Below are 15,452 nucleotides of genomic sequence, written 5' to 3' on the forward strand. Positions count from 1 at the left end.
TCGGGCAGTATGAGCAGTATGTCGGTTTCCGCCGCGCTCTGGGGGCGGCGGCCGTGCATGCGACTCAGGTTAGGCGCGCGCCCGCGACGAGGGCTTCTCCAATACTGACCGTTTCATCTCTGCCCGGTCAGCCCGGCACACGTCAGCCAGATGTGCTCACACGCCGCCGACGCCAGCTCCAGGCTCTCAGGGGACTCCTGCGAGGCGTGGTAGAAGCTCCGCTCGATCATCCAGCACAGCGCGCGGGCCATCGCCGGCGCCTGGTCGGGCGCGCCGCCGACCGGCACGCCCGCCCGCTGCAGCACGGCGGCGATGGCTCCGGTGAACAGATCGGCCGTGTGGCTCCACAGCTGCCCGATCTCCGGCACGGTCAGCGACAGGTCGATCGCGGTGCGCATGACGAGGCCGTGCTCGTTCCACAGCTCGATCGTGCGTCGCATGGCCGCCGCGATGGCCTGGCGCGGTTCGTCGCTCCCGGCCGTGGCCCGCGAGCGCTCCCACAGGTGCTCGACGGTCTGCGCCACGAGCGCCGTGACCACCTCCTGCTTCGAGCCGAAGTAGAAGTAGAGCGCGCCGCGGGTGATGCCGGCGCCCTGGGCGATGTCGCCGACCGTCATCGCCTCGTAGCCCTTCTCCGCCAGCAGCGACTCGCAGGTGTCGAGGATCGCCCGCTCCCGCAGATCCCCCTTGCGTTCCGTGGCGCGCCGGCGCCGCGCGGGCTGGGTGCCGGGCATCAGAGCTGCGCGCCCTCGGGGAAGTCCGTCGTACGCGAGAGCTCCTCCCACGCGCGGATCTCCTCGTCCACGGCGGCGCGCTGGGCGGCGATCAGGCGCAGCGCGTCGGAGCCCAGCACCAGGTGGGCCGGCGGCTCCTCGATCGAGGCGATGTGCACGACGGCCTCCCCGGCCTTGGCCGGATCGCCCAGCTGGTTGCCGCTCGCCTTGAGCCGCTTCTGGCGGATGGGCACGAACAGCTCGTCGTAGTCCTCGATGAAGTGCTCGGCGCGCGTCATGGAGCGCCCCGCCCAGTCCGTACGGAACGAGCCCGGCTCGATCGCCGTCACGTAGAGGCCGAACTGCTCGACCTCCTGGCCCAGCGAGGCGAGGAAGCCCTCCATGGCCCACTTGCTAGCGCAGTAGGCGGACATGCCGGGCACGGTCATCATCCCGGCCATGGAGGTGACGGCCATCAGGTGGCCGCGGCGGCGTTGCCGCATGTAGGGGAGCGCCGCTCGCAGCGTGGACACCGCCCCGAAGACGTTGACCTCGAACTGCCGCCGCACCTCCGCCAGCGGGGTCTCCTCGAACGTGCCCTCCAGGCCGTAACCGGCGTTGGCGATGACGACGTCGAGCGGGCCGACGTTCTGCTCGGCGTCGGCGAACACGCGGGTGACCGCCTCGTCGTCGGTCACGTCGAGGATGCGGCCGTGCGCGCGGCCCGGCTCCAGCTCCTCGAACGCCCGCAGGTCCGCCTCGGAGCGGACGGTCCCGGTGACGACGTGCCCGGCGGCCAGCGCTGCCTGGGCGATGGCCCGGCCGAGGCCCGAGCTGACGCCGGTGATGAGCCACTTCTGCTGCTGCATGTCCCCCTCCAAGGGCTCCCGGAGGAGCCCGGCCGGCTCCCCACAGCACAAAATCTACACTATGTCGATTTTTCTCGCCAAGGTGTCGATTATCGCTGTGGGGCGGCGGCGAACCACATCCCCGCCGCCGCGCACACCACCGCCGCGAGCACCATCGCGGCCGCCGGCCCCGCCACGCCGCCCATGACGGCGACGCCGAGCGTGGCCCCGGCCTGCCGTACGGCGTTGAGCAGCCCTCCCGCCGCACCTGCCGCCTGCGCGGGCGCGGCGCCGATGACCGCCGAGACCAGCGCCGGCAGCACGAACGACACGCCGAGACCGCAGCCCAGCAACCCGAGCGCCAGCCAGGCGTACCCGGCTCCGGCCTGGATCGCCGCCCCGAGCGCGACGCCGCCTGCCGCCAGCAGCGTCAGCCCGAGCAGGATCGGCGGGCGCGGGCCGACCCGGGCGGCCAGCCGGCCGACGAGCGGCGGGTTGAGCACGAACGGCAGGGTGAGCGGCAGGAAGGCCAGCCCCGTGGCGGCGGCGCCCAGCCTGAGGTCCTGCTGGAACAGCAGCGGCAGCACGAACAGGCTGCCGTTGAGCGCGAAGTTCACCGCCGCGCCCGCCGCGAGCCCGGCCAGGACGCCCCGGCTGCGCAGCAGCGCCGGGTTCAGTACGGGCGTGTCGCTGCGCCGTTCCAGCACCGCGAACACCCCGGCGGCCAGCACCGTGGCGATGCCCGACCCGGCCGCGTGCACCCAGGCCCGCGCACCCGCCGCGACCAGCGCGTCGGTCAGCAGAGCCAGCACCGCGCAGGCCGCCGCCTGCGCCCGCCAGTCGATCCTGCGGTCACCGCGCGGGGTGTCGGCCGCCCGCCCGAGCGTCAGCGCGAGCACCAGCACCGCGATCGGCACGTTGACGAGGAAGATCGCCCGCCAGCCGGCCCAGTCGACCAGGACGCCGCCGATCAGCGGGCCCGCCGCCACCGCCGCGCCGCTGATCGCCGCCCAGGTCGCGACCGCCCGGCCGCGCGCCGCCGGCTCCGGGTAGAGGCGCGCGATCATCGCCATCGACGCCGGTACGCAGGCCGCCCCGGCCGCGCCGAGCACCACCCGCAGCCCGACCAGCACCGCCAGCGTCGGAGCCAGGGCCGACAGCAGCGAGCCGAGCCCGAAGACCAGCACCCCGGCGCGGAAGACCCGGTGCGCGCCGTACCGGTCGGCGACCGCGCCCGCCGACAGCAGCAGCGCGCCGAACACCACCGTGTATCCCGTGGTCGCCCATTGCAGCCCGGCCATGGAGGTACGCAGCGAAGCGGCCAGGTCCGGCTCGGCCACCGACAGGACCGTCATGTCCAGCAACACCATGAAATATCCGAAAGAGATGCCCACCAGCGCCGCCGTCCGGCGCGTCGCGGGCGTGGTTCGCGCGAAAGTCATGCGCCACACCTTCGGACCGCCCGTACCGGCCGCTCCACCGGTGGATCCGCACGCCGCATTCGGAATGTCCGAACGCACCTCCTGGTTGCGTCACCACATGGAGCTGCGCCAGTTGAGGATCTTCGAAGCCGTGGTCCGCCACCGTACGGTCACCGACGCCGCCGTCGCCCTCGACCTGGCGCCCTCCAGCGTCTCGGCCCAGATCCGCGCCCTGGAGCGGTCGCTCGGCGTGGACCTGTTCGCGCGCACCACCAAGGGCATGCGCCTCACCCCGCAGGGCGAACGCCTGCTCACCTGGTCACGCCGCCTCCTCGACCAGGCCGAACAGGCGCGGCGCGAGGTCCGCGACGAGGCGGAGCGGCTGCGGCTGGGCGCGCTGGAGACCATCGCCGCCACCCATGCCCCGCGCGTCCTCGCCACGCTCACCGAGCGCCGCCCCGGCCTGCGCGTGGACGTCCTGCCCAGCATGCGGCGGGACGACCTGCTCGCCGGCGTCGCCGCGGGACGGCTGGAGGCGGCGCTGCTCCTCGACACCGGCGACACCCTCGGCGACCTCGGCTTCACCGCGCCGCCGCTGAGCTTCCTCGACATCGACACCGTGCCTCTCGTGCTCGTCGCGGCGCCCGGTCATCGGCTGCACGGGCGTCCCGCGCCTGCCCTGAGCGAGCTGTCCGGCGAACGGCTGCTGGTCAACGTGCCCACCTGCTCCTTCCACCTGGCCGCCGACCGGGCCTTCGGGCCCGCGATGGACCGCGTGCAGGCGGGTGGGGTGCAGGTGATGCGGGCGTGGGCCGAACAGGGGCTCGGCATCGCGCTGCTGCCCGAGTTCGCCGTGTCCGCCGCGCTGAAGGCGGGCACGCTCGTGCGGCTGGACGTCGCCGTGCCCGGCCTGGGGCTGCGGCTGGTCTGGCGCGGCGACCGCGAATCGCTGCCCGGCCTGCGCGATCTGCTGTACGCCACGATTCCTGAGCCGCGGGTGTCTGTCTGAGACCTCCGTCCTCGTCATCCCCATGACGAGGACGCCAGGGGCGCTTTCCGCTCACCGAGCGGTGAGCGTACGGACCTCGTGCTGAAGGAGTCTGTCACGTCCACGACCGGCGTCGTCAGAGCGCTTTATTCCATGAGATGAGAAAGGATCCCATCATGCGGTACATGCTGTTGTTCCACTACAGCGAGGAGAGCGAGGAGACCCTCGGGGCCGAGGCCCTCGCCGAGGGGCAGCGGGCGATGACGGCCTATGCCGCCACGCTGGAGCAGGCCGGAATCCTGGTGAGCGGCCAGATCCTGCAGCCGTCCACGGCCTCGACCACGCTCACCGCGACCGGCGGCGAGCCCCGCATCCAGGACGGCCCGTACGCCGACACCAAGGAGCAGCTCGGCGGCGTGGTCGTCATCGACGTCCCCGACCTCGACACCGCCCTGACCTGGGCCCGCCAGGCCCCGCCGGCCACCTGGGGCACGGTCGAGATCCGTCCCGGCGCGGTGCACATCGAGAACGGCGCCTGGGTCCCCTCGTGACCTCCCACCCACCCGGCGACGCGGCGAGGGTCGCGGAGCGGGCGGCGCGGGAGTCGTTCGGGCGGCTGGTCGCGTTGCTGGCCGCCTCCACCGGGGACCTGCAACTCGCCGAGGACACGCTGGCGCAGGCGTTCGAGCAGGCGCTGGTCACGTGGCCGCGCGACGGCGTGCCGGCCAACCCGGAGGGCTGGCTGCTCACGGTGGCGCGCAACCGGCAGCGGGACTTCTGGAAGTCCGCCGCGCACCGCCGGTCGGCCCCGCTGGAAGACGCCGCCGACCAGGGGAGTGCGCCCCTGGACGGGCTGGACGAGGACGGCGTCCCAGACCGGCGGCTCGGGCTGCTGTTCGTCTGCGCGCATCCGGCGATCGCCGCGAACGTCCGTACCCCGCTGATGTTGCAGACCGTGCTCGGGTTCGACTCCGCCGAGATCGCGCGGGCGTTCGCGGTGCCCGCGGGCGCGATGTCACAGCGCCTGGTACGCGCCAAGCGGCGGATCCGCGACGCCCGCATCCCGTTCGCCGTCCCCGGCCGCGAGGCGATGAACGAGCGGCTGGCGCCGGTGCTGGAGGCGGTGTACGGCTGCTACGCCCTGGCCTGGCAGGACCGGGGCGACGCCGGGTCCCTGGCCGGTGAGGCACGCTATCTCGCGGTCACGGTGGCCCGGCTGCTCGGAACCCAGCCGGAGGCGTGGGGCCTGGCCGCGCTGCTCACCCTGGACGCGGCACGGGCGGGGCGGCCCGGCGGGCCGTACCTGCCGCTGGAGGAGCAGGACCCGTCAGGCTGGGACAAGGGCCTGATCGCGGAGGGCGAGCACTACCTGGCCAGGGCCGGACGCCCCGGCCAGGCGCCCGGCCGGTTCCAGCTGGAGGCGGCGATCCAGGCCGTCCACTGCGACCGCGCCAGGACCGGCACGACCGACTGGCCCGCGCTGCGCACCCTCTACACGGCGCTGGTCGCCGTCGCGCCCAGCCTGGGCGGCCGGGTCGCGCACGCGGCCGTCGCAGGACGGACGGACTCTCCGGAGCACGCGCTGGCCCTGCTCGAAGCCCTTCCGCCGGAGCGGGAGCGGTTCCAGCCGTACCACGCCGTACGGGGTGACCTGCTGGCCAGGCTCGGGCGGCACGAGGACGCGGCGGCGGCGTACGCGCGGGCCGTCGAACTCACCACCGATCCGGCAGTCCGCGCGTTCCTCACGACTCGCCGATCTCCCGGCAAAATGTCGGACCAGGCCGGTACGGTCTGATCGACGACAATCGAGCACCTGGAGTAGGGGCGATGGACACATCCGCATACGTTGAGGCCGCCGTCGAGCAGACCGACATCCTCGCCGGCTGGGTCGACGGCAAGGACGCGGCGACCCGGGTGCCGACCTGCCCGGAGTGGGCGCTGTCCGACCTCGTCGACCACGTCGGCGGCGTGCAGCAGATGGTGACCACGCTGGTCCGTGACCGGCTGCTCGACCCGACCCCGGCGTTCGCCGTCGCTCCGGGCCCCACCGACCCGGCCGAGTGGCGTGCCTGGCTGACCGGCTGCGCTGACGAGGTGCGGCAGGCCTACTCCTCGGTCTCCGACGACACGCCGGTGTGGGATCCGTCGGGTGCCGCGGCGGGCGTGCCGTTCTGGGCGCGCCGGGTGTTCGGCGAGGTCTGCGTGCACCGGGCCGACGCGGCGGCGGCGCTCGGCCTGCCCTACGAGCTGGCGCCCGACCTCGCCGTCGCGGCCCTGGCCGACTGGCTGGCCACGATGACCTCGCGCGGCTACTGGGACAACGTGCCGCGTTTCGCCGAGGCGATGCGGGGTGACGGTCAGACCCTGCTCTTCCAGGCCACCGACGCGCCGGGCGCCGACTGGCGGGTCCGCCGCGAACAGGACGGCGTCGTCCTGGAGCAGGGCGGCGACAAGGCCGACGTCACGGTCAGCGGCCCGGCCACCGACCTCCTCCTCGTGATCACCAGGCGCCGCGCCCTCGACGCGGCGCCCGCGCTCGCCGTCCACGGCGACCGGGAGCTGTTCGAGCACTGGGTCGACCACATGGACTGGGTCGCCGGCTGAGCCTGTCACAGGCCGGTCATGCGGACCTTCATCACGTACCAGAACGACTCCTCGTACGTGCCGACGATGTTCTTCGTGTAGGTGTAGACCTCGCCGCGGTCGAGCGTCCCGCACGTCCCGCCGTAGACCTCGACCTCGCCCAGCTCGACGCCGGCTCCGACCAGCGGCGGGGTGACCTCGCGCAGGCTGTAGGACTTGATGGTGTTGCCGCTGATGGTGATGTCCGGGATGTTGAAGTCGGCGGGGTCCGCGTCGTCGCCGGCGCGCATGTTCACCCAGCCCGCCGGATACAGGTACGGAAGCAGCCGCACCCGGATCTCGTCCTTCCCGTCCGACTCGGCCACCTCGATCGCGTCGAGGTCGTGGAACTCCACCCGGCACGACGACGCCGCCGTGGCCGCCTGCGCCGCCGGTGCGGCCGGCACGGCCACGGCCGCCGTCAGAGCGAGCGCGGCGGCGAGTTTGTACGAGTACCGCATACTGCTTCCCCTCCTGGTGAACTGCCTGGAAACGTGCCGCCAGAGTCGGGCAGGACGCGTGAGCCGACCGTGAGAGCCCAGCTCACCGCAGGTGTGCGGACGCGGGAGAGCGGGGATGGTCAGCGGAATGCAGGTTGCGTTGACGGCTGGGGTGTTCGACGGTCAGGGATGGGGACAACTCGGGGATCTGGGGCTGGCGTTACTGCTGTCCGCGGCGATCGGGCTGGAGCGTGAGATCCGGCAGAAGAGCGCGGGGCTGCGGACGCACACGCTGGTCGGCTTCGCCTCTGCGCTGATCATGCTGGTCTCCAAGTACGGCTTCGCGGACGTGCTCGGCGACAACGTCGCCCTCGACCCCTCCCGGGTGGCCGCGCAGATCGTGTCGGGCATCGGCTTCATCGGCGGCGGCCTGATCTTCGTCCGCCGCGACGCGGTGCGCGGCCTGACGACGGCCGCGGTGGTGTGGCTGACCTGCGCGGTCGGCATGGCGGCCGGGGCCGGGCTGTGGGTGCTGGCGATCGCCGTGACGGTGGGGCACTTCCTGGTGGTGTTCGCGTTCACGCCGCTGACCGGCCTGCTGCCGCGCTCGAAGTACGCGCAGACCCCGCTGCGCCTGACGTACCTGGACGGGCGGGGCGCGCTGCGGCGGGTGCTGTCGGCGTGCACGGACAAGGGGTTCGTGATCGCGGAGCTGACCGTCGACCGCGAACGCCGGGAGCAGGGCGGCGTGTCGATCTGGCTCGTGGTGCAGGGCCCGGGGTCGATCAGCGACCTGGCGAGCACGCTCATGGACATCGACGGCGTGCTGACGGTAGCCGGCACCGACCTCGACGCCTCCGCCTCCTGACCCGTGCGCGCCGAGAGCGAGTGATCGGACACTCTCCATACCGAGACTACGCCTCGTGGCCGCGGTCACCGGCCAGGCGCCGCCGACCGACGAGATCCGCTCCTACGTCCGTTTCGCCCTGCAGATCCAGCTCAGCGCCACCCACGAGGCAAATCCCGAATCAACCATCGATGCAGGGTTCCGACTTCTCGATGAAGGCTGGGCGCGCTACCACGAGGCCAGAGACCGGAGCGCATCCGGGTGAGACCCGCGAGCCGCCGCCGATCATGCTGCGGGTGGCGTTCTACGAAGGGTGACGGGTGCGGAGCCTGGCGAGTGCGATGAGCAGCAGGGCGACGGAGGACCAGGCGGCCCAGTCGCCCAGGAGGGTGTAGACGGTGGAGGCGCCTTGCTGCGGCAGCTCCGCGTACACCGTGTTCATCCCGCGGTCGCCGCTGCGGCCTTCGGCCAGCACCCGTCCCCGGGTGTCGCTCACCGTGAGGACGCCCTGGCGAGCCGCGCGGGCCACCGACAGCCCGCTCTCCACGCCGCGGACCATCGCCATGCGGCTGTGCAGCCATGCGTCCTCGTCGAAGTCCCAGGCCGGGGCGAGCAGCGCGGTCGCACCGGCCTGGCGGTACCGCCGCACCAGCCAGGGGAAGTCGAGGTCCTTGCAGATGATCAGGCCCATGGTGGTCCGGTCGAGGAAGGTCAGCGCGCGTCCGGGGGTGAAGTCGGACTCCAGCCCGGGAATCAGGTGGTGTTTGTCGTAGCGGGCGCCGGTCGGGGTGGCCAGCGCGGTGTTCGCCTGCGTCGCGCCGGCGTCGAGCGCGACGCCGGCGACGACCGCGACTCCCGGTCTTGCCGGCGGCAGGCGAGGGGTGTCCGCCTGGAACGTCTTCTCCGGCAGCACCACGATCTCGGCGCCGCCGGCGGCGGCCGCGTCGATGGCCTGGTCGTAGCGGTGGAGCAGGTCGCGACCCTGCGGAGAGTCCAGGTCCTGGGTGTCGCGCGGGTTGTCGGTGGAGATCAGTGCGACCGTACGGTGCCGCTCGCCGTCTTGGCCGGTGCCGAGCCTGGCGAAGCCGTACGCCGAAGCCAGCGCCACCAGCGCACCCGTGGTCACCGCGACGTGGCGCCGATGTTCCTGGCCCGGTGCGAGCAGCGCGGCCACGGCGGCGGGCACGAGCAGGAGCAGGAAGGTGATCCCCCAGACGCCCGTGACGGAGGCCGTCTGCAGGACGGGCAGCACATCGGCCTGGGTGTAGGCCAGGCTCCACCAGGCGCCGTGCGGGCCGGCCAGCGCCATCAGGTATTCGACGCCGACCCACAGCGCCGGCACGGCGATCGCGGCCGGCAGTGGCCGGCGCCGCGCCAGCAGTGAGCGGTGCAGCAGCACGCCCAGGCCGTACAGCAGCGCCGGCCCGGCGAGGAGGCCGGCCGCCACCGGGACCGGTATCAGAATCGTCCCGGTGAAGTACGGCCACAGCTGCAGCTGCCCGCCGAGCCAGGCGAGGGCGCCCGCGCCGAAGGCGCGGCCGGCACTCACCCGTGGAGCGGCGAGCAGGACGGGCAGGGGAGCGAGCCACGTCAGCCAGGCCACGGGATGCAGGCCGGTGCCGAAGTGCAGCAGGACAGCCGAGGCGAGGGCCGCGGCGAGCGGGATCGCGAGGCGTTTCATGGCGACGATGCTGCTCGCGGCTACCCCGCCGGCGCGTCAGTCGCAAGAGTGATCCGCGATGTCACTCTCACCGGCGACCACCAGGCCGCATTCGTAGGCGAACACCGCCGCCTGCACCCGGTCCCGCAGGTCAAGCTTGGTCAGGATGCGGCTGACGTGTGTCTTGACCGTGTGTTCCGTGACCACGAGCGTGGCGGCGATCTCGGCGTTGGACAGTCCGCGGGCGACCAGCCTGAGCGTTTCGCGCTCCCGCTCGGTGAGCGCCTCCAGCCGTACCGCCAGCCGCGGCACGGGACCGTGGGTGGGCCGTCTGACCAGGTTCTCCAGCAGCCTGCGGGTGGCGGCGGGAGCCAGCAGCGCCTCACCGGCGGCGACGGTGCGCACCGCGTGCGCCAGTTCGTCGCGGCGGATGTCCTTGAGCAGGAAGCCGCTGGCGCCGGCCCGGACGGCGTCGTAGACGTACTCGTCCAGGTCGAACATGGTCAGGACGAGCACCTTGGAGGAGGTGGTCGCGCAGATCTCCCGGGTGGCCTCGATGCCGTTCCTGCCCGGCATCCGCACGTCCATCAGGACGACGTCCGGACGCAGCCGCCCGGTCAGCACGACCGCCTCGTCGCCGTCCGCCGCCTCGCCCACCACCAGCATGTCCGGCTGAGCCCCGAGGATCAGGGCGAACCCGGCCCGGATGAGATCCTGGTCGTCGGCGATGAGCACGCGCAGCATGTGCGCTATTCAAGCGGAAAGACGGCCCTGACCATGTATCCGCCGTCCTGTCCTGGTCCGGTGGTGAGAGTTCCGCCGCACGCGGCCGCGCGTTCCCGCATGCCGACCAGGCCGTAGCCGCTGCCGCTGCCGTCGTCGTCGTGGCGCGGGCCGCCGCCCTCGTCGGCGATCTCGACGAGCAGCTCCCGCGAGGTCCAGCGCAGTCGCAGCCGTACGGCGCGCACCCCGGCGTGTTGGCGCACGTTGGTGAGGGCTTCCTGAACGATCCGGTAGACGGCGGCCTCGACGCTGCCGGGTGTCGGCCGCCGCTCGCCCTCCACGGTCATGACCACCTGCAGCCCGCTCCGCTCGGCCAGCGAGGCGAGGCCGTCCAGGCGCGGCTGGACCGGCCCGAGGTCCTCCTCGGCCGGGGCGGCCGATGTGCGCAGGGCCGCGAGCAGGCCGCGTAGCTCGGTCAGCGCGCTTCTGCCGGTGCCGGCGATCGCGTCGAAGACCGCCTCGGCCCTTGGCGCGTCGCTCCGTACGACGACGGGCCCGGCTTCTGCCTGCACGACCATCAGTCCGACGGCGTGCGTGATGATGTCGTGCATGTCGCGGGCGATCCGTGCCCGCTCCTCCGCCACCGCGGCGATGTGCTCCTGCTCGCGGCGGCGGGCCCGCTCGGCCAGTTCCGCCGCCCGTGACCGATGCGCCCGCGCACTGGTGCCCAGCGCGTACGCGGCCACGAAAGCGACGCCCATCAGGCGGAACGTCTCGCTGTCCTCCCCGGGCAGCGCCAGGGACACACCGACGGTGACGACGATGACCGGGATCGCGGCCAGCCGCTCCCACGTGGGACTGAGGTCCGCGATGGTGTAGACGGCGACCAGTGGGCCGAAAGGCAGGAACGGCTTCTCCCAGAGGACCATGACGGTCATCGCGGTACCGACGAGCAGCGCCACCGCCATGGGCGCGCGCCTGCGCCAGTAGACGGGCACGGAGGCGACCAGGCCCAAGGCGACGATCCACCACACCTTCGGATCGGGCACCAGCAGCGGGCCGAGGGTGGCCACGGTGACGGTCGCCGCGATCACACCGTCGGCCCGCCGACCGGAGAACTTACCGGCCCAGGCCATCGGCACCCTGCCGACGCCACTCCTGTCGATCACCGGCCCATTATCGCCCCGAGCGGCGATCCTGCGGCGGTCAGCGGGAGTAGCGGCGTCGGTTGGCGGTGATGCGGGCGGAGGTCTCCGGGGGCCACCTTCGCGATCAGGAGCGTGGCGGCTCGTCGCTCGGGGGAGGCGGCAGCAGGAAGGTCAGTACGGTGGTCAACGCTCGTTCGACGGTGTCATGCTGGGCTTCCTCGTCGCCACCGACGACTCGATCATGGACATGATCGAGCGGTGGCGGCCGCTGTTCCTGGCGCTGGCAGTGTGCGGGGCCGCAGGGGTTCTTCTGCTCGGCGGCCAGGAGAGCCTGCCAGCCACGGCCGTGCGCGACCTCGCCTGCTGGACGGCGTTGCTGGCCATGCTCGGGTACGGCAGGCGGCACCTCGGTGGCGGGTCGAAGGCGGTGGCGTACTGCAATGAGGCGGCCTTCCCCCTGTACGTCCTGCATCAGACGTTCCTGGTCGCCGTGGGCTTCTCCGTTCTGCGGCACGCCGACGCCGGGCCGCTACCGTACATGGTGATCATGACCGTGTCGTTCGCCCTGAGCCTGATCACCTACGAGATCGCGCGGCGCTGGAGCCTCACCAGATTCCTCCTCGGCCTCGGCCGTCGGAAGCCGCCGACCGCCCCGAGTTGACAACGAGCGATCTTCCCATCACCCTTTCCCTATTGAAATAGTGAAAGGGTGATTCTGGTTGATCGAGTTCAACCTGGATCGCGGCTCGGGGGTCTCGACCTACCTGCAGCTCGTGCACCAGGTGAAACAGGCTCTCCGGCTCGGCACGCTGCGGCCCGGCGACCAGTTGCCGACCGCCCGCGAGGTGGTCGAGCGCCTGGCCATCAACCCCAACACCGTGCTCAAGGCGTACCGGGAGCTGGAGCGCGAAGGGCTGGTCGAGGGGCGGCCCGGGATGGGGACGTTCGTCCGGCAGGGCATCGCGGGTGCGACGCTCGCCGACCACACGCGACTGCGGCGGTCCCTGGAGTCGTGGGTGCGCGACGCCCGCGCTGCGGGGCTCGACGAGGAGGATCTGCGGGCGCTGTTCACCGTGGTCGTGGCGGACGTCGCGAAGGAGGGCGCGGCATGAGCCCCGTGCTGGAGGCGACCGGGCTGGGCGTCCGCTATCGCCGTACGTGGGCGCTGCGCGACTGCTCGCTGTCGCTGCCCGCAGGACGCGTGGCGGCGCTCGTCGGCCCCAACGGCGCCGGCAAGACGACGCTCATGCACGCGGCCGTCGGCCTGCTCCGGCCCGCGATGGGCGGCGTGCGGGTGGCCGGCGAGGTGGCGTTCGTGGCCCAGGACAAGCCGCTGTACGACGGCTTCACCGTCGCCGAGATGCTCACCTTCGGCCGCCGCATGAACCGGCACTGGGACGACGCCGCCGCGACCGACCGGCTCGCCGCGCTGGGCATCCCGCTGGATCGCAAGACCGGCCGGCTGTCGGGCGGCCAGCAGGCGCAGGTGGCGGTCACCCTGGCGCTGGCGAGCCGGCCCGACCTGCTCGTGCTGGACGAGCCGCTGGCCAACCTCGACCCGCTGGCCCGCCACGACGTGATGCGGTCGATCATGGCGGAGGTGGCCGGGCGCGAGCTGACCGTGCTGCTGTCCTCCCATGTCGTCTCCGACCTGGAGGAGACGTGCGACTGGCTGATCGTGCTCAACGGCGGCAGGCTGCAGGTCAGCGGCGACATCGAGGACCTGCTCGACGGGCATGTCGTGCTCACCGGGCCGGAGGAGGCGTCCACGGCGGGCACCCACGTGGTGACCGCGAGCCGTACCGGCAGGCAGGTCAGCATGCTGGTCAGGGGCGCGCTCCCGCCCGACCCGCGCTGGCGGGCGCGCCGTCCGGGGCTGGGCGAGCTGGTCATGGGCTACCTGCGCAGCCCTGAGTCGGCGGCGCTGCCGGGGCTCGCGGGGGTGCGCGCGTGATCTGGGTGACGTGGCGCCAGCACCGGGCGCAGATCCTCGTGACGGCGGGCTTCCTGGCAGTGCTCGGCGTGCTGCTGCTCGGCTCGGGGGTGGAGGCCGGCCGGTACGTCGCCGAGCACGCACCGCCCGGCTGCCCGGGACCCGCCGTGGCCTGCGGCGACCTGGCCGTGGCACTCGGACAGCGCTACGACGCGGTGTACTCGGTGTTCGGCTGGATGCCCCTGGTCGCTCCTGCCCTGATCGGCGCCTTCTGGGGCGCGCCGCTGCTCGGCCGCGAGTACGAGCGCGGCACCCACCGCCTGGCCTGGACCCAGTCCGTGTCCGTGGGGCGGTGGCTGGCGATCAAGCTGTCGGTGCTGGGCGGGGCGGTCGTGGCGGGCGGGCTGCTGCTCTCGCTCATGGTGAGCCTGTGGCGGCCGGTGTTCAGGACGGGGATCGACTCCGCGTTCGGCAACATCGGCGTGTTCAACATGGTCGGCGTGGTGCCGGCGGCGTGGTGGCTGTACGCGTACGCGCTCGGCACGCTCGCCGGCACCATGTTCCGGCGGACGCTGCCCGCGATGGCGCTGGTCGTGGCCGGTGTGGTGGTGACCATGTTCACGCTGTTCCAGCTCAGCGACCACTACGCCGAGCCGGCCCGCGCCGAGCTGACCGGCACGGTGGTGCTGCCCGACCAGGACGCCCGGCTGGTACGCGCCACCTGGGTCGAGCCGTCGGGGACAGAGGTGGACGACCCTTCGAGCACCGGCTGCCCGCGCCGCGTGGACGCGGGGCAGAGCAGCAGGAACGCCGAGGCGTGGCAGGCGTGCCTGTTCGGCAAGGGTTACCGCTACGCCGTGTACTACCACCCGCCGTCCCGGTTCTGGCGCTTCCAGTGGACGGAGGCGTCGATCCTGACACTGGCCTCGGCGGCACTCGTCGGGCTGGCCGTGCGCCGCACCCTCCGCCGTCCGGGCTGAGGCCGTTGCTACACACCTGACGCATGGTCGCCGCCCGGTGGAGACGCGCTCATCGCGGGCTGGAGACATCGGTGCCGCACGCTGGCCGGCATGCGGAGATTCGTGATGCTTGTCCTGGTGTGCGTGCTGTCCGGATGCGGGGTCGCCTCCGGGACGGACGTGCCTCTGCCGTGGCCGGACGAGGGGCAGGCCGCCGTGGAGGTGGTGGGCGTGGGCAGCCTGGGTTCGAGCGGGGGCGCCGAGCCGGTGCCGATCGCGAGCGTGACGAAGGTGATGACCGCGTACGTGCTGCTGCGCCGCCACCCCCTCAAGCCCTCCGGCCAGGGCCCGTGGATCACCGTGGACCGGACGGCGGCCGAGGAGTCCTTCCTGCCGCAGGAGTCCACCGTGCCGCTGGTCGAGGGGCGGCGGATCCGGCTGCGGCGGCTGCTGGAGCTGATGCTGGTGCCGTCCGGCAACAACGCGGCCCGGCTGCTGGCCCGGTGGGACGCCGGCTCGGAGGAGCGCTTCGCCGTCCGCATGAACGCCGCCGCCCGCCGCCTCGGCATGATCGCCACCACGTACACGGGGGCCAGCGGCATCGAGGACAGCACGGTCAGCACCGCGTCCGACCAGCTCAAGCTGGCCAAGGCGGCCATGCGCGACCCGGTCTTCCGCGCCGTGGTGGCGCAGGCGGACACCGCCGTGCCGGGCGACTCCAGGCGGCTGCCCAGCACGAACACGCTGCTGGGCACGCACGGCGTCATCGGCGTCAAGACCGGCTCGGGCACGGCGGCGGGCGGCAACCTGATGTGGGCCTCCCGCGTCGAAGGCCGCCTGGTGCTGGGCGTGATCCTCGGCCAGGCGGCCGGCACCAACCCGGTGGCGGGCAAGGCGGCGGCGCTGGAGGTGGGCGCGCGGATGAGCGCGGCAGCGGAGCAGTGGCTACGCAAAGGGGTCACCGCCGCAGCCGGAGGCGCCGCGCTCGACCACCGGCTGCGCGCCGCCGCGCCCGCGCCCGCGTGAGCCGCCCCGCCGGGGCGGCTAAGCTGCGCGCATGTTGCGTCCTGGAAGCTGGTCCAGGCCTGCGGGTGAAAGTCCCGTCCGGGTAAGCATCGGAGCGCCCGGTAGCAGGCCCCGGTTCGTCGTG

The 15,452-nt window shown here is 72.9% G+C and carries 18 protein-coding genes; 11 read left to right on the plus strand and 7 right to left on the minus strand.

The annotated features are described in order from the left end of the window. Positions 1–113: 113 nt before the first annotated feature. From AB0K18_RS05920 to AB0K18_RS05930, 3 genes are all read right to left on the minus strand, one after another. Complete coding sequence (locus tag AB0K18_RS05920) at positions 114–734, minus strand: TetR/AcrR family transcriptional regulator (protein ID WP_364910437.1); 621 nt, start codon at positions 732–734, stop codon at positions 114–116. Then, on the minus strand, positions 734–1,582 hold the full coding sequence (locus tag AB0K18_RS05925; protein WP_364910438.1) for an oxidoreductase: 849 nt from the start codon (positions 1,580–1,582) through the stop codon (positions 734–736). The genes AB0K18_RS05920 and AB0K18_RS05925 overlap by 1 nt, the downstream gene beginning before the upstream one ends. Before the next feature lie 89 nt (positions 1,583–1,671). Continuing rightward, on the minus strand, positions 1,672–3,003 hold the full coding sequence (locus AB0K18_RS05930) for an MFS transporter (protein ID WP_364910440.1): 1,332 nt from the start codon (positions 3,001–3,003) through the stop codon (positions 1,672–1,674). A 112-nt stretch (positions 3,004–3,115) separates the two neighbouring features. On the opposite strand from AB0K18_RS05930, the gene AB0K18_RS05935 reads away from it, so the two are divergent. The 4 genes from AB0K18_RS05935 to AB0K18_RS05950 all read left to right on the plus strand — a co-directional run bounded on the left by AB0K18_RS05935 (position 3,116) and on the right by AB0K18_RS05950 (position 6,574). Further along, entirely contained in the window at positions 3,116–3,991 is an 876-nt protein-coding gene (locus AB0K18_RS05935) for a LysR family transcriptional regulator (protein ID WP_364910443.1), read from the plus strand. A gap of 155 nt (positions 3,992–4,146) precedes the next feature. Further along, positions 4,147–4,521 (plus strand): YciI family protein, encoded by a 375-nt coding sequence (locus tag AB0K18_RS05940; protein WP_364910446.1) that lies wholly within the window; start codon positions 4,147–4,149, stop codon positions 4,519–4,521. Further along, the gene (locus AB0K18_RS05945; RefSeq protein WP_364910449.1) at positions 4,518–5,765 is read left to right on the plus strand and encodes a DUF6596 domain-containing protein; all 1,248 of its coding nucleotides are present in this window, start codon (positions 4,518–4,520) and stop codon (positions 5,763–5,765) included. Before AB0K18_RS05940 ends, AB0K18_RS05945 begins: the two co-directional genes overlap by 4 nt. Positions 5,766–5,797: 32 nt before the next feature. Then, a complete protein-coding gene (locus AB0K18_RS05950) occupies positions 5,798–6,574 on the plus strand; it encodes a maleylpyruvate isomerase family mycothiol-dependent enzyme (protein WP_364910452.1) in 777 nt (258 codons plus the stop codon). Positions 6,575–6,579: 5 nt separating this feature from the next. Here the strand turns inward: AB0K18_RS05950 and AB0K18_RS05955 are convergent, their stop codons facing one another. Continuing rightward, positions 6,580–7,053 (minus strand): hypothetical protein, encoded by a 474-nt coding sequence (locus AB0K18_RS05955; RefSeq protein ID WP_364910455.1) that lies wholly within the window; start codon positions 7,051–7,053, stop codon positions 6,580–6,582. A 127-nt stretch (positions 7,054–7,180) separates the two neighbouring features. Between AB0K18_RS05955 and AB0K18_RS05960 the strand changes: the two genes are divergently transcribed. After that, positions 7,181–7,900 (plus strand): MgtC/SapB family protein, encoded by a 720-nt coding sequence (locus AB0K18_RS05960; protein WP_345406914.1) that lies wholly within the window; start codon positions 7,181–7,183, stop codon positions 7,898–7,900. A 55-nt stretch (positions 7,901–7,955) separates the two neighbouring features. Continuing rightward, the gene (locus tag AB0K18_RS05965) at positions 7,956–8,144 is read left to right on the plus strand and encodes a hypothetical protein (RefSeq protein ID WP_364910459.1); all 189 of its coding nucleotides are present in this window, start codon (positions 7,956–7,958) and stop codon (positions 8,142–8,144) included. 39 nt (positions 8,145–8,183) lie between these two features. Here the strand turns inward: AB0K18_RS05965 and AB0K18_RS05970 are convergent, their stop codons facing one another. The 3 genes from AB0K18_RS05970 to AB0K18_RS05980 are packed head-to-tail and all read right to left on the minus strand — an operon-like array spanning position 8,184 to position 11,431. Next, positions 8,184–9,560, minus strand: coding sequence for a nitrilase-related carbon-nitrogen hydrolase (locus AB0K18_RS05970; RefSeq protein ID WP_364910462.1), 1,377 nt, complete (start codon positions 9,558–9,560; stop codon positions 8,184–8,186). A gap of 36 nt (positions 9,561–9,596) precedes the next feature. Beyond that, on the minus strand, positions 9,597–10,283 hold the full coding sequence (locus AB0K18_RS05975; protein WP_364910465.1) for a response regulator transcription factor: 687 nt from the start codon (positions 10,281–10,283) through the stop codon (positions 9,597–9,599). A gap of 5 nt (positions 10,284–10,288) precedes the next feature. Then, positions 10,289–11,431, minus strand: coding sequence for a sensor histidine kinase (locus tag AB0K18_RS05980; protein ID WP_364910468.1), 1,143 nt, complete (start codon positions 11,429–11,431; stop codon positions 10,289–10,291). 184 nt (positions 11,432–11,615) lie between these two features. Between AB0K18_RS05980 and AB0K18_RS05985 the strand changes: the two genes are divergently transcribed. From AB0K18_RS05985 to AB0K18_RS06005, 5 genes are all read left to right on the plus strand, one after another. Beyond that, a complete protein-coding gene (locus AB0K18_RS05985) occupies positions 11,616–12,071 on the plus strand; it encodes an acyltransferase family protein (RefSeq protein WP_364910471.1) in 456 nt (151 codons plus the stop codon). A gap of 58 nt (positions 12,072–12,129) precedes the next feature. Then, a complete protein-coding gene (locus tag AB0K18_RS05990) occupies positions 12,130–12,522 on the plus strand; it encodes a GntR family transcriptional regulator (protein ID WP_345406917.1) in 393 nt (130 codons plus the stop codon). Then, positions 12,519–13,364 (plus strand): ABC transporter ATP-binding protein, encoded by an 846-nt coding sequence (locus AB0K18_RS05995; protein ID WP_364910474.1) that lies wholly within the window; start codon positions 12,519–12,521, stop codon positions 13,362–13,364. The genes AB0K18_RS05990 and AB0K18_RS05995 overlap by 4 nt, the downstream gene beginning before the upstream one ends. Then, the gene (locus AB0K18_RS06000; RefSeq protein WP_364910476.1) at positions 13,361–14,323 is read left to right on the plus strand and encodes a hypothetical protein; all 963 of its coding nucleotides are present in this window, start codon (positions 13,361–13,363) and stop codon (positions 14,321–14,323) included. Before AB0K18_RS05995 ends, AB0K18_RS06000 begins: the two co-directional genes overlap by 4 nt. A gap of 90 nt (positions 14,324–14,413) precedes the next feature. Continuing rightward, positions 14,414–15,328 (plus strand): hypothetical protein, encoded by a 915-nt coding sequence (locus AB0K18_RS06005; RefSeq protein ID WP_364910478.1) that lies wholly within the window; start codon positions 14,414–14,416, stop codon positions 15,326–15,328. Positions 15,329–15,452: the final 124 nt, after the last annotated feature.

This window comes from Nonomuraea sp. NPDC049421 (assembly GCF_040677005.1).
GTDB lineage: Bacteria > Actinomycetota > Actinomycetes > Streptosporangiales > Streptosporangiaceae > Nonomuraea > Nonomuraea salmonea.

Bases quoted from the DNA above. Each gene is read 5' to 3' on its own strand.
- AB0K18_RS06005 (WP_364910478.1), top strand. From the start codon at position 14,414: ATGCGGAGATTCGTGATGCTTGTCCTGGTGTGCGTGCTGTCCGGATGC.
- AB0K18_RS05970 (WP_364910462.1), bottom strand. From the start codon at position 9,560: ATGAAACGCCTCGCGATCCCGCTCGCCGCGGCCCTCGCCTCGGCTGTC.
- AB0K18_RS05975 (WP_364910465.1), bottom strand. From the start codon at position 10,283: ATGCTGCGCGTGCTCATCGCCGACGACCAGGATCTCATCCGGGCCGGG.
- AB0K18_RS05920 (WP_364910437.1), bottom strand. From the start codon at position 734: ATGCCCGGCACCCAGCCCGCGCGGCGCCGGCGCGCCACGGAACGCAAG.
- AB0K18_RS05985 (WP_364910471.1), top strand. From the start codon at position 11,616: ATGCTGGGCTTCCTCGTCGCCACCGACGACTCGATCATGGACATGATC.
- AB0K18_RS05950 (WP_364910452.1), top strand. From the start codon at position 5,798: ATGGACACATCCGCATACGTTGAGGCCGCCGTCGAGCAGACCGACATC.
- AB0K18_RS05940 (WP_364910446.1), top strand. From the start codon at position 4,147: ATGCGGTACATGCTGTTGTTCCACTACAGCGAGGAGAGCGAGGAGACC.
- AB0K18_RS05925 (WP_364910438.1), bottom strand. From the start codon at position 1,582: ATGCAGCAGCAGAAGTGGCTCATCACCGGCGTCAGCTCGGGCCTCGGC.
- AB0K18_RS05995 (WP_364910474.1), top strand. From the start codon at position 12,519: ATGAGCCCCGTGCTGGAGGCGACCGGGCTGGGCGTCCGCTATCGCCGT.
- AB0K18_RS05960 (WP_345406914.1), top strand. From the start codon at position 7,181: ATGCAGGTTGCGTTGACGGCTGGGGTGTTCGACGGTCAGGGATGGGGA.
- AB0K18_RS05955 (WP_364910455.1), bottom strand. From the start codon at position 7,053: ATGCGGTACTCGTACAAACTCGCCGCCGCGCTCGCTCTGACGGCGGCC.
- AB0K18_RS05930 (WP_364910440.1), bottom strand. From the start codon at position 3,003: ATGACTTTCGCGCGAACCACGCCCGCGACGCGCCGGACGGCGGCGCTG.